This is a genomic window from Acinetobacter sp. YH01018 (assembly GCF_013420295.1).
In the GTDB taxonomy this organism is placed as follows: Bacteria; Pseudomonadota; Gammaproteobacteria; order Pseudomonadales; family Moraxellaceae; genus Acinetobacter.
Map to the genome: position 1 here is coordinate 1 of NZ_VOYL01000005.1, position 13,525 is coordinate 13,525.

General features: G+C 44.3%; 10 protein-coding genes. 4 read left to right on the plus strand and 6 right to left on the minus strand.

Translation table 11 applies throughout. The features are described 5' to 3' along the window. Nucleotides 1-193: 193 nt before the first annotated feature. Complete coding sequence (locus tag FTT83_RS02990; protein ID WP_180043207.1) at nt 194-568, plus strand: endonuclease domain-containing protein; 375 nt, start codon at nt 194-196, stop codon at nt 566-568. Nucleotides 569-743: 175 nt separating this feature from the next. Next, complete coding sequence (locus FTT83_RS02995) at nt 744-1,820, plus strand: GTP pyrophosphokinase family protein (protein WP_180043206.1); 1,077 nt, start codon at nt 744-746, stop codon at nt 1,818-1,820. 44 nt (nt 1,821-1,864) lie between these two features. On the opposite strand, the gene FTT83_RS03000 is transcribed toward FTT83_RS02995, so the two are convergent. Next, on the minus strand, nt 1,865-4,759 hold the full coding sequence (locus FTT83_RS03000; protein WP_180043205.1) for a valine--tRNA ligase: 2,895 nt from the start codon (nt 4,757-4,759) through the stop codon (nt 1,865-1,867). Between the two features lie 185 nt (nt 4,760-4,944). On the opposite strand from FTT83_RS03000, the gene FTT83_RS03005 reads away from it, so the two are divergent. Together FTT83_RS03005 and FTT83_RS03010 are read left to right on the plus strand one after the other, a co-directional pair. Beyond that, nucleotides 4,945-5,631, plus strand: coding sequence for a hypothetical protein (locus FTT83_RS03005; RefSeq protein WP_180043204.1), 687 nt, complete (start codon nt 4,945-4,947; stop codon nt 5,629-5,631). 20 nt (nt 5,632-5,651) lie between these two features. Further along, a complete protein-coding gene (locus tag FTT83_RS03010; RefSeq protein WP_180043203.1) occupies nt 5,652-6,458 on the plus strand; it encodes an SDR family oxidoreductase in 807 nt (268 codons plus the stop codon). A 218-nt stretch (nt 6,459-6,676) separates the two neighbouring features. On the opposite strand, the gene FTT83_RS03015 is transcribed toward FTT83_RS03010, so the two are convergent. The 5 genes from FTT83_RS03015 to FTT83_RS03035 all read right to left on the minus strand — a co-directional run bounded on the left by FTT83_RS03015 (nt 6,677) and on the right by FTT83_RS03035 (nt 13,501). Beyond that, a complete protein-coding gene (locus FTT83_RS03015) occupies nt 6,677-7,111 on the minus strand; it encodes a YbjQ family protein (RefSeq protein WP_180043202.1) in 435 nt (144 codons plus the stop codon). A gap of 3 nt (nt 7,112-7,114) precedes the next feature. Next, complete coding sequence (locus FTT83_RS03020; RefSeq protein ID WP_180043229.1) at nt 7,115-7,471, minus strand: YbjQ family protein; 357 nt, start codon at nt 7,469-7,471, stop codon at nt 7,115-7,117. A gap of 106 nt (nt 7,472-7,577) precedes the next feature. Beyond that, on the minus strand, nt 7,578-9,038 hold the full coding sequence (adeK, locus tag FTT83_RS03025) for a multidrug efflux RND transporter AdeIJK outer membrane channel subunit AdeK (protein WP_180176224.1): 1,461 nt from the start codon (nt 9,036-9,038) through the stop codon (nt 7,578-7,580). Continuing rightward, the gene (locus FTT83_RS03030; protein WP_086196868.1) at nt 9,038-12,220 is read right to left on the minus strand and encodes an efflux RND transporter permease subunit; all 3,183 of its coding nucleotides are present in this window, start codon (nt 12,218-12,220) and stop codon (nt 9,038-9,040) included. The genes adeK and FTT83_RS03030 overlap by 1 nt, the downstream gene beginning before the upstream one ends. 12 nt (nt 12,221-12,232) lie before the next feature. Further along, nucleotides 12,233-13,501, minus strand: a complete 1,269-nt coding sequence (locus tag FTT83_RS03035; protein WP_180043201.1) for an efflux RND transporter periplasmic adaptor subunit — start codon at nt 13,499-13,501, stop codon at nt 12,233-12,235. Between the last annotated feature and the right edge of the window lie 24 nt (nt 13,502-13,525).

The window sequence follows — 13,525 nt, forward strand, 5'->3', positions numbered from 1 at the left end:
TTCATATTGAGTTTTACAAGGCTGTTATAGCGTTTGACAAGACGCTGATCCAGACCAGAGATGTGAAATTGAAGAGCATGCTCTTCAATTTAACGCAAAGCTCGGAAATTGTGTAGATACCTATGCCCTTTGGGAGAGGGTCGGGGTGAGGGAAATTTGTTATAATCATCAAAAAAATAAAAACAAAATTTCTATGAATAAGAAACTTGACCCTCAACTTTTGCTCTTCGCCAAATCTATGCGCCACACAGCCACCGATGCTGAATACCTCATGTGGCAACTTTTACGTACCAAGCGTTTTATGAATCTCAAATTTCGTCGTCAGCATGTGATTGCGCCATACATTTTGGATTTTTACTGTCATGAAATTGGTTTGGTGATTGAGTTGGATGGCAGTCAGCATGGTACTGATGATGGAAGGGAATATGACGCTGAGCGAACTAAGTTTTTAGAGGCTTTGGATTTAACGATTGTACGTTATTGGAATTATGATGTGTTGGGAAGGACGGATGTGGTGTTGGAGGATTTGTGGTGGAAATGTACTGAACTAAAAAATACCTCTCCCTAACCCTCTCCTTAGAGGAGAGGGAACTTCAATACAAAATTCACGTAGGTATTAAATCAAATGACGCTCCCTCTCCCTGTGGAAGAGGGTTGGGGTGAGGGTAATTAAAAAATAGAGTGATAGACTTTTTTAAAAATGATATAAAACAGATAATTAATAATTTAACTAGGGGTATAGGTTGAATTCTAAAGTTGAAATCAAAACTAAAGAAGATCATGGGTCGTGGTATGACAATAATATTGATCCTTACAAAGGATTAGCGGAAATTATTGCGGTAACCCTAAAAAATGCATTAATTTCACAAAAAATTAGTTTTGTGGATGTGCCATATCGCTCTAAGACGAAAAAAAGCTTTCTCAAAAAAATTAAAGATAAACTTTCAGAGAAAGATTACAGCCCAACTTCAATGACTGATTTGGCTGGTATTCGAGTTATTACATTAATTGAAGCAGATGTTCAAAAGGTGTGTAATCTTATTTCATCAATGTTTAATGTACATACTGAAGACAGTATTAATAAATCTGAAAAATTAGGCGAAGAAAAAGTAGGATATCGTTCAGTACATTTCGTATGTGATGTAGGCAAAGAGCGAGAGAAATTACCCGAATTTTCAGCTTATAAAGGATTATGTTTTGAGATTCAGGTTAGAACAGCATTGGAACATGCATGGGCTGAAATAGAACATGATCGTGGGTATAAACTTATCGGTAAATTGCCTTCTTATTTAAATCGAAGATTTAAACTTTTATCTGGGTTACTAGAATCTGCTGATATGGAATTTAATAGATTAACAGTAGAAATTGAAGATTATAAAAATAATTTAAATAATGATATTGAAGAAAATAAATTAGATTATGAATTGACTACTGTCGGAATTAATCAACTTATTAATAATAAATATAAAGAATATTTGTCTTTATCATCATCTTTAAATATTGAGAGCGAGAAAAAGTTGATTCAAGAATTGGAGAGTTTCGGGATTGAGACTTTAAATGATTTAGATAAACTAATTAATCGTGTTATTCAAAATTATAAAATACTTAAAAATAATACCATCCTTGGTTTATGTCGTGATGTAATGATGTTGGATGATATCAATAAATATTTTCAATTATCTTTTTTAGGGGCGACTAATTCATGGGGGGTTACTAACCCAGAAACTTATACTATGTTAAAACAAAAATATGAAGAGCATGAAATTGATTCTATTTTCAGTACAAATGAAATTGATATTATTGAAGAAGGCGAAGAATAAAAAATCCCCTCATTTGAGGGGATTTTTTGAATCAAACTACAGCATTAAAGCGCCGCAATTTGCTCCATATTCGCTTTAATCTTCGCTAACTGGTCAGCAAACTCAGCAAGTTTCACTTTTTCGCCTTCAACCACAGCAGCAGGTGCTTTTGCCACAAAACCTTCGTTAGAAAGTTTATTGGCAATTTGGTCATGTTGCTTTTGAACCTTGTCTAAGTCTTTTTGTAGACGACCCAATTCCGCTTTAGGATCAATCAAGCCCTTCATTGGAACGTATACAGATACATGACCTACAACAGAAGATGATGACAAAGGTGGTTGTTCGCCATCAGCCAAGAAGGTGATGCTTTCAACTTTCGCCAGTGCTTTGAACAGCGCTTCAATACGAGTGATCTGTGCTTTTTCAGCTTCAGTGGTATTTTGCAGAAGAACAGGCAACAAACGTGCATTACCTAAGCCCATCTCACCACGGATGTTACGAACCGCACCAATCAAACCTTGTAGCCATTGCATATCTGCTTCAGCCTGGTCATTCATCAACGACTCATCCGCAGTCGGGTACTGCGCAAGCATAATCGTTTCGCCAGTGATGCCAAGTTTAGGTGCAAGCGTTTGCCAAATTTCTTCAGTCAGGTAAGGCATTAATGGATGTGCAAGACGTAAAGATGCTTCCATCACCGCAAGCAATACACGACGAACTTCCGCTTTACGCTCTTCAGATACATTTTCATCGTTCAGAACAGGTTTAGTCAGTTCTACATACCAGTCACAGTATTCATTCCAGATGAACTCGTAAATCGCTTGTGCAGCTAAGTCTAAACGATAGGTTGCAAATGCAGTTTGTACCGCAGCAGTCGCTTTTTGCAGACGGCTGATGATCCACTGTTCAGGCAATTCCCAAAGATCAGGACGAGCCGTTTGACCTACCGTTTGACCTTCCACGTTCATCATAACGAAACGCGTACCGTTCCAGATTTTGTTGGCAAAGTTACGGTAACCTTCAACACGTTTCATGTCGAACTTGATGTCACGACCGGTGTTGGCCAGTGCGCAGAAGGTGAAACGAACCGCATCCGTACCATACGCCTGAATACCTTCAGGGAACTCTTTACGGGTTGATTTTTCAATCTTCGAAGCCTGTTTCGGGTTCATCAAACCAGTGGTACGTTTTTGTACTAGAGTTTCTAGATCAACACCATCAATCAAATCTAATGGGTCAAGCACGTTCCCCTTAGATTTAGACATCTTCTGGCCTTCGCCATCACGTACCAGACCGTGTACATACACAGTTTTGAACGGCACTTGTGGCGTACCATCTTCATTCTTCATGAAGTGCATGGTCATCATGATCATGCGGGCTACCCAGAAGAAGATGATGTCAAAGCCAGTCACCAATACATCAGTCGGGTGGAACGTATTTAAGAAGTAGTTTTCTGCATCTTTCTTGGCATCGCCAGTCCAACCTAAGGTTGAGAATGTCCAAAGACCTGAAGAGAACCATGTATCCAATACATCTTCGTCTTGGTTCAATTCAACATCGGCAGGAATGTTGTTTTTCGAACGAACTTCAGCTTCGTCACGACCAACATATACATTACCTTCTGCATCGTACCAAGCCGGGATACGATGACCCCACCACAATTGACGAGAGATACACCAGTCTTGGATATTGTTCATCCATGCCATGTACATGTTGCTGTACTGTTCAGGTACGAACTTAATACGACCGTCTTGAACCGCTTCAATCGCAGGTTTCGCAAGCGGCGCAATCTTCACATACCATTGGTCTGTCAATAGAGGCTCAACGATCACGCCCGAACGGTCACCACGAGGTGGTTTAAGCGTATATGGTTGGATTTGGTCTAACCAGCCTTCCGCTTCAGCTTGTTCTACTAACTTTTTACGTGCTTCAAAACGTTCTAAACCAATGTAGTCCGCAGGGGCAGGAATGGTTTTAGAAATTTGCTTACCCGCTTTCGCGATGTATTCAAATTCAGCCAATACTTCAGCATTTTTGTTGAAGATGTTGATGATTGGCAATTCGCAGCGTTTACCCACTTCATAGTCATTGAAGTCATGTGCAGGGGTGATTTTCACACAGCCGGTTCCGAATTCTTTGTCTACATATTCATCTTTAACGATTGGAACTGCACGACCTGTAATTGGCAGGATGATGTTCTTGCCAACAAGCGCTGCATAACGCTCATCATCCAGCGCAACTGCAACTGCTGTATCACCCAGCAAGGTTTCAGGACGAGTCGTTGCTACTACGATGTAATCTTTACCATCATGCGTGCGCAGGGATTTGTCTTCAAAGAAATATTTGAAGTGCCACAATGAACCTGCTTCTTCTTTATCTGATTCTACTTCCAGATCAGACAGTGCAGTTTGCAGTTTTGGATCCCAGTTAACTAAGCGTTTACCACGGTAGATCAAACCTTCTTCATGCAGTTTGACAAACACTTCTTTCACTGCATTGGATAAACCTTCATCCATGGTGAAGCGTTCACGTGACCAGTCAACCGAAGAACCTAAACGACGGATTTGGCGGGTAATGTTACCGCCAGACTGTTCTTTCCATTCCCAGACTTTTTCGATGAACTTTTCACGGCCCAGGTCATGACGGCTGATGCCTTCTGCACCCAACTGACGCTCTACCACCATTTGCGTTGCAATACCGGCATGGTCCGTACCCGGTTGCCATAAGGTATTTTTGCCTGACATACGGTTAAAACGGGTCAGTGCATCCATGATGGCATTGTTAAAACCATGACCCATGTGCAAGCTACCGGTGACGTTTGGTGGCGGAATCATGATACAGAATGATTCGCCTTTTTCAGACGGCTTGAAGTAACCGCGCTCTTCCCAAGTTTGGTACCATTTTTTCTCGATCTCGGTAGGATCGTAGGTCGTAGCAATATTTTGCGCAGAATCAGTCATAGTGAAAACAGATCAAAAGTGAATAAAAAATTGCAGTTATTGTAGCAAAAAAAATGACAGATGAGACAGCTAAAGAAAATGCAAAAATTAAGCATTTGGCACATACATAATTCGGTTCTATGATGAGAGTATTATAAAAACAGCGCAGATGATCGCAGAACAATACTAAAAAGGAGATGATCACCATGAATTATATGATTTCTTTAAAATTAAAATCAGAAACACATCAACGGTTCCAGCAGATTCACCAGCAACTCAATCAGGGAAAAAGCGAAAGTCTGGCGAAACCGCTGGGTGAAGTCTTGGCGGATATCTCCTGTGAAATTGTTGATCAGGTGTTTGGTGAAATTGCCCGTTTATCTACCTCCAGTGACCGGGAATCTGAAAAAGTGGTGCAACAGATTTTAGATACGGTACGTAAATATATGCCGTGGTCGGTGTCATTTTTTGGTAATGACCGCCTCACTCCAATGGTCAATTATTTGATTGAAATGGCACATGAAAAAAATGATCAATACTACATTTCCTATCAGGTTGATCATGTGCTGGTGGTGGAACTGTTAGGTTGTGTGGAACAAGTCAAGAGTGGAAATAGCCAATATGTTTCACCTGCCTTGAAAGCTTTTACCGAAATGGTCGATCAAGGCGTGACCTATTTGTTACGTGAGCCTAAAAAAATGTTGAAATTCAATTTAGTGGTTGATAAAACCCTGAATGGTGTGATTCATTTGACCACGCAAATGGGCTATAAACGTTTGGAAAAAATTGGAACTTATTATGATGCTCAAGATACTCATCGTTATCTTGATCATTTTCTGATGTTTTTGAACCCAGAGCCCAAAAATGATAGATCAAACCATTCTGAAATGTAATTTAAAACAGGAAGCATAACATGGCGCAGCAGGACAGTTTAAACAACAAAGTGGTATGGATTACCGGTGCATCTTCAGGTTTAGGCAAGGCTCTTGCTCAGGAGTGTGCTTTGCAGGGTGCACAGGTGGTACTGACTGCACGCCGTATCGATGAACTGGAAAACGTCCGTTTAAGCTTACCTCATCCTGATCAGCATATTTGTGTCGCTGCCGATATTACTGATGAAAATCAGGTTCGTCATGCTTATGAGCAAGTGCTGAACCAGAAAGGGAGTATTGACTGGTTAATTAATAATGCCGGCCTAAGCCAGCGAGCCTTAATTGCCGACACCACCATGCAAACTGAACGTGCCATTATGGAAGTGGATTATTTTTCGCAAGTTTTTCTGACCAAAACTGTTTTGCCGACCTTCCTGCAACAAAATTCGGGACGGATTATCTTTGTTTCTAGCGTGGCGGGTTTATTGGGTACCCAGTACCGTGCTTCATATTCAGCGGCAAAAGCGGCCATCCACATGTGGGCCAATAGCTTGCGCGCAGAGGTGGCACAAGAGGGTGTTCATGTCAGTGTGGTGTTTCCGGGTTTTGTCAAAACCAATGTGTCTTTCAACGCCTTAAATGGAGAAGGCAAACCGCAGGGGCATCAGGATGAAGCGATTGAAAATGGTCTGGAGCCAGAAGCGTTTGCCAAAACCGTGCTGAGTGCTTTGCTGAACGGTGAAGAATACATTGTGGTGGGTGGAACCAAAGAAAAACTGGGGGTATGGATGTCACGCTTATCGCCAAGTACCCTGTATAAAATGATCCGCAAGGCTAAGGTAAAATAATTAAAGCTCTTTCTATTTTAAAAGAAGAAGCTTTAAAGTCCCCCTTTGCAAAAGGGGGACTTAGGGGGATTCTAAATAGTAAAATGTTAGTCACGATATAATCCCTCCCTTGAGCACTTGAAATATATTTCGAATCTGCAACCGGAGATTTATCAATAATCTCCCTAAATCCCTCTTTAATAAAGAGGGACTTTGCTTTTATCGGGGGAGGATTAGGCTTATAGTTGAATCGCCGTTCCATAGGCAAACACTTCCACCATTCCGCCTTGCATGCCCATCTCTGTGGTACTGAGGCGTAAGCCCATAATCTGGGTTGCACCGATTTTCTCGGCTTCCAGTTTCAAGCGGACAATCGCTTCACGTCGGGCACGTTCCACCACACTTTCATAACTGGTCAGACGACCACCGAAAAAGTTCTGGATATTGGCAATCACATATTTAAAGTAATCATGCGAAATTACTACATTGCTGCTCACCAGTTGCCCCGGATATGAAGATATTTTAAAACGGCTATTATCCAGGGTGATATAAGCCAAACGCTGTTCATTTTCCGCCAGTGAATCCAGGTGCTTGCGTTCATTGTATCTGCCGAAACCAAAACCGAGTGCAAATAAAATGGCAAAAACAACTATCTGGAGAATTAACCCATCCATCACTTAGACCTGCGCTTGAAATGGATCGGGAAGTTTAGGAATGTTTGGCTCCACCACAACTGCTGTGCCATACACAAAAAGTTCCGAAGCACCTTGGGCAATATTGGAGGTTGAAAAACGGATGCCAACCACGGCATTGGCGCCCATTAATCTGGCCTTTTCAATCATGCGGTTCATGGCTTCCTGCCGCGACTCTTCCAGCAGTTCAGTATAGGCCGTCAGTTCACCACCAACAATATTTTTTAAGCCTGCCAGCAGGTCACGTCCTACATGTTTACTACGCACAGTGCTGCCATAGACCACATCAATTTGTCGGCTAATGGTATGACCTGGAACGGTTTCTAAATTACTCAGCAGCATTTTTTTGATATTCAAATGAAATGGGATCTATTGAAGATAGGAAATCATGTTTAAAAAAGCAATAAAAAAGCCTGCATGGCGCAGGCTTTTTTATCATATTTGAACATTACTGAGCGCTGTTTGCCGCTTTGCGTTCAGCCGAAGAAGGTGCCTGTTGAACGGCATCACCGGTGTTGGCTTTCAGACCGCCACCCAGAGTCTTATACAATTCAACCTGGTTATTCATGTTGGCTTGTTCAAGCAACAATAGACCCTGTTCAGCAGCATAAGAGGCACGTTGTGCATCCAGTACAGTCAGGTAGCTGTCAATACCGGCACGGAAGCGGGCATTCGACAACCGGTAAGTGGTATTGGTTGCATCCACCAGACGGCGCTGCGCTGCCAGACGGTCACCAATATTTTGACGCATGGCCAAGGCATCATTCACTTCGCGGAAAGCGGACTGAATGGATTTTTCATAATCAGATAAGGCAATTTGCTGGTCTGTTTCTGAAATCTTGATGTTAGCTTTACGTGTGCCCCAATCGAAGATTGGCAGGTCGATACTTGGACCAATTGACCAGACAAATCCACCCGATTTAAACAGGTCGCTCAAGCTGGTTGAGGCATAGCCTGCGTTGCCGGTCAGACTGATGGTCGGGAACATGCGTGCTTTGGCTGCACCAATATTGGCACCTGCTGCAGAAAGTTTATATTCAGCAGCACGGACATCAGGACGGTTATTTAACAAGTCACTTGCTAAGCCTGCAGTTAAAGCATTGCTGCTGGTAATACGCGTGACACGTTGATTTGGCAAGAGGTTTGCAGGAACCGCCTGACCAACCAGCAAATTGAGCAGGTTTTGTGCCTGGGCAATCTGGGTCTTGTAATTGGCAACATCGTTACGGGCCGTTTCTACAGAAATTTGTGCCTGACGCACAGGAACTTCACTGTCGATACCGACATCGAAACGTTTTTTATTGAGGTTATAAGACTCAAGCTGGGCTTTCAGCGTTTGCTCGGCAAGTTTTAAATTGGCATTGGCAAACGAATAATTTAACCAGGCTTGTGCAACCTGACCTATCAATGCAATTTGAGTCGCATCACGCGCACTTGAAGTCGCTAAATACGTATCTAAAGCATTATCTTTCAAGCTGCGCACGCGGCCCCAGAAATCCAGCTCATAGGCAGTCACACCTAAGCCGACATTGTAGCTGGTCATCGCACCCTTGGTGTTCATTGTGTCCTGACGCAGCACACTGCCACTGGCACCAATGGTTGGCAGCTGGTTGTTCTGGGTAATCTGGTACTGCTGCTGTGCATGCTGAATATTCAACGTTGAAGTACGCAAATCACGGTTATTAGCCAATGCCAGATCAAGCACTTGAAGCAAGCGTGGATCGGCAAAAAAGTCTTTATAACCTTGTTCAGCAATTGAAGGTCCAGAACTTGCGGTTAAATAACCCTGTTCCGGAATATTTGCTTGAGCTACGGGCTCTGGGCCACGCATGCTTTGACAGGCTGTCAAAGCAAGCGCAAGTGCAGATACCGCAATGCTACGACCTGAAATAGACCATACCTTTTGCATCACGATGCTTGCTCCTGATTATTTTGGTTTTTAGGTTTGTATTTAAAGATACTTCGAATCCAGACGTAGAACACCGGAATAAAGAAGATACCCAATAAAGTCGAACTGATTACGCCACCCAGTACACCATATCCGACCGAGTGCTGGCTACCTGCACCTGCACCTGCAGCCAGGGCAAGCGGAAGTACACCAAAACCGAAGGCCAGGGTGGTCATAATAATTGGACGTAAACGCATTTTCGCTGCATGAAGCGTCGCTTCAAGTAGAGGCTCGCCTTTATCTTCCTGCAGCTCCTTGGCGAATTCTACAATCAGGATCGCATTCTTCGCAGCCAAACCAATGACGGCAATAATCGCGACCTGGAAGTAAATGTTATTCGACAAGTTTGGATCTTTCAGTACGATCATGCCGAGGAAGGTCAAGCCAATTGCACCGACAATACCTAAAGGAATCACCAACAGTACCGAGAATGGAATAGACCAGCTTTCATACAATGCAGCAAGACACAGGAACACGATTAGCATAGAAAGCCCGTATAGACCCGCAGTTTGCGAACCTGCTTCACGTTCTTCTAAAGATAAACCTGTCCATTCATAGTCAAAACCGCTCATGCCCATTTGTGGCAGTTTAGCAATGATTTCTTCCATGGCGAGCATTGCATCACCAGAGCTGACGCCCGGTGCAGGAGTACCCTGAATATTCACCGATGCAATACCGTTATAACGTTCAAGACGTGGCGAACCATAGGTCCATTCACCGGTTGCAAAGGCAGAGAACGGCACCATTTGTCCCAGGTTGTTACGTACGTACCACTTGTTTAAATCTTCTGGCATCATACGCGCATCGGGTACCGCCTGAACATAGACTTTTTTCACGCGACCGCGGTCAATAAAGTCATTAATGTATGAACCACCCCAGGCAATACTCATGGTACTGTTGATTTCAGAAATACTGACGCCCATAGCGCTGGCTTTTTCATTATCAACATAAATTTTGTATTGCGGCGTATCTTCCTGGCCGTTCGGACGCACACCGACAAGACGTTTATCTTGTGCTGCCATACCCAGAATCATGTTACGGGCAGTAATCAGTTTTTCGTGACCACTACCTGCAGCATCTTTCAACTGCAAGTTAAAGCCGGCAGAAACACCCAGTTCCGGCATTGCAGGAAGCTGCAACGGCATCACGTAAGAGGCATCTTTGGCAATCACGTTCAGGGCCATACCACGCTGGATGATGGCACCGATTTGAGATTCAGGTGTTGTACGCTCACTCCAGTCTTTTAACTTAATGAAGGCTAAACCGGCATTCTGACCGATACCCGTGAATGAGAAGCCCGCAACGCTGAAGATAGAATCGACATTGGCCTTTTCACCTTCCATAAAGAAACCATTCATTTGATCAATCACTTTTTCGGTACGATCAAGTGTGGCATTCGGTGGAAGCTGAACTAGCGTCATTACTACACCCTGGTCTTCATTTGGCAGGAATGAACTTGGCAGGTTCTTAAACATGAACAGCAAACCAGCGATGACCACAGCATAAATGGCACCCGCAATGATTTTATGAATTAGCAGTTTGCCTACCCATTTCTGGTAACCGACTGATAAGCGGTCAAAGCCATGGTTAAACCAGCGGAAAAAGCGAGCGAACACACCATTGCTTTCCGGCTTGTCTTTATCATGCTGTTTCAGCAAGGTTGCACAAAGTGCAGGAGTGAAGGTCAGGGCAATGGCCAGGGATAAAATCATCGCGGTCACAAGTGTGATCGAGAACTGGCGATAAATTACACCGGTCGTACCACTGAAGAATGCCATCGGTACGAATACTGCGGTTAATACTGTCGTAATACCGATCAGGGCACCCGAAATCTGTTGCATCGACTTTTCAGTCGCCGTAACCGGATCGAGATGTTCTTCCTGCATTACCCGTTCCACGTTTTCGACCACAACAATCGCATCATCCACCAGCAAACCAATTGCAAGGACCATGGCAAACATGGTGAGGGTGTTAATCGAGAAGCCAAACAGGTTGATGATGGCAAAAGTACCCAACACCACTACAGGCACGGCCATGGTTGGAATCAGCGTTGCTCGCCAGTTCTGCAAGAACAGGAACATCACCAGGAATACCAGCACAATCGCTTCAATTAAGGTGTGAACCACACTTTCAATCGAAAGTTTGATAAACGGCGTGGTATCAAATGCCAACTGGTCTTTCAAACCGCTTGGATAGTTTTTGCGCAGTTGTTGCAAGCGCTCTTCTACTGCAGTTGCCGTGTCGAGTGCATTTGCACCGGTAGCCAGTTTAATTGCTACACCGCCAGCAGGCTTGCCGTTGAATTTAGACCGGAACTGATAGGTGTCAGAGCCTAATTCAACTTTAGCTACATCACCCACAGTCACTTTTGCACCGGAACCGGCATTTTTCAAGAAAATGGCACGGAACTGTTCAGGTGTTTGCAACAGGCTTTGTGCATTTACAGTGGCATTTAGTACCTGGCCTTCAACAGCAGGTGCACCACCGAGTTGACCTACCGCAACCTGTGCGTTCTGGGTGCGCAGTGCAGTCACAACATCACTTGGAGTCAGCTGGTAACTGCTGAGTTTTGCTGGGTCGAGCCAGATACGCATGGCATAAGAACCACCAAAGACCTGAACTTCACCTACACCAGCTACACGGCTTAGCGGTTCAGAAATATTCGAGTTGACGTAGTCTTTGATGTCGGCATCAGAGAGTGAACCATCTGGCGAGTAGAATGCAACTACCTGCAGGAAGCTGGCACCCGATTTGGTCACCTTGAGGCCCTGACGCTGTACATCTTCAGGCAGAAGGGCAGTTGCGGACTGTAATTTGTTTTGCACCTGAACTTGTGCAATATCAGGATCAATGCCTTGTTCAAAGTTCAATGCAATAGATGCCTGACCATTACCAGCACTGTTGGACGAAATATAGCGTAAGCCATCCAGACCGTTCATTTGCTGTTCAATAATTTGGGTCACTGTATTTTCTACAGTTTCAGCAGATGCACCTGGATAGGTCGCAGCAATGGTTACCGTTGGCGGTGCAATGGTCGGATATTGTGCAATGGGCATTTTGCTGAGGGTTAAAATACCCGCCAGCATAATCACCAATGCAATCACCCAGGCAAAAATCGGGCGATGAATAAAAAAGTGAGCCATTCAGTCTACCCCTTATGCATTTGAAGTAGCTTTTTGTTCAGTTTTAGGTTGTGCTTGGCCAGCAGGTTGGCCTGCTTTATTTGCATCTGCCGCAGGCTGACCTGCACCCTGAGGTGCTGCAGCTTGAGGCTGGTAAGGTTTGGCAACCACGGTTGCGCCTTCTTTCACCTTGGCAATACCATCAACAATGACTTTTTCACCCGTTTGCAAGCCTTTGGTCACAATCCAGTCTTTGCCTTGCACACCGGCAGTTTCAACCGGACGTGTTTCAACCACACCTTTGGCATTCACGATCATGGCAATCGCCTGACCTGTTGGGGTACGGGTAATCGCTGCCTGAGGAATCAGCATGGCATTCGGAATAACCCCTTGCACGATTTGAGCAGTTGCATACATGCCTGGAAGCAGTAAATGGTTCGGGTTCTGGAACACAGCACGCAGCGTTACCGTACCGGTTTCCGGATTCACACTGGCATCGGAAAATGCAAGACGACCTTCAATTGGGTAATAACTGCCATCTTCAAGCTTAAGCTTCACTTTAGTATTGTTGCTGCTACCCAAATTGCCTTGGCTCAACTGTTGACGTAAACGCAGCAGCTCGGCACTCGACTGGTTAATGTCGACATAAATCGGATCCAAGCGTTGCACTGTCACTAAAGGTGCTTCCTGGCTTGCGGTAACCAGGGCACCTACAGTGACGCTTGAACGGTTGGTTTGACCTGAAATAGGTGAACGAACGGTAGAATAACCGAGGTTGATTTCTGCATTTTTAAGTTCGGCCTGGGTTGCCGCGACATCCGCTTCAGCCAGTTTTACTTGTGCAGCAATATCATCATATTCTTGTTTTGAAATGGCATTGGTGCCGACAAGTTGACGGTAACGTCCTTCTTTCACGCGTAATAGGTTTAAGTTGGCCTGCTGACGGTTGAGCGCAGCACGTGCACTGGCGACAGTTTCACGGTTGGTTCGCGAGTCAATTTCATACAGTGCCTGTCCTTGACGGACATAACTTCCTTCAGTAAACAGACGTTTAAGAATGACACCACTGGTTTGTGGACGGACTTCAGAAATTTCAAATGCCGTCATACGACCAGAAAGTTCTACCGATTGCTCTACGCTTTGGGGTTGAGCAACAATGACACCGACTTCAGCCGGTGGCATTTTTTGGGCTGCTGCAGCTTGCTGCGCATCCTTGGGATCTTTGCTACAACCAACAAGTGCAATACTTGTTGCTAATGCGCAAGCGGTAAGGGCGGGTGCCCATAGCTTTGCAGACATCATTGTTCCACCTCGATTAGATTCTTC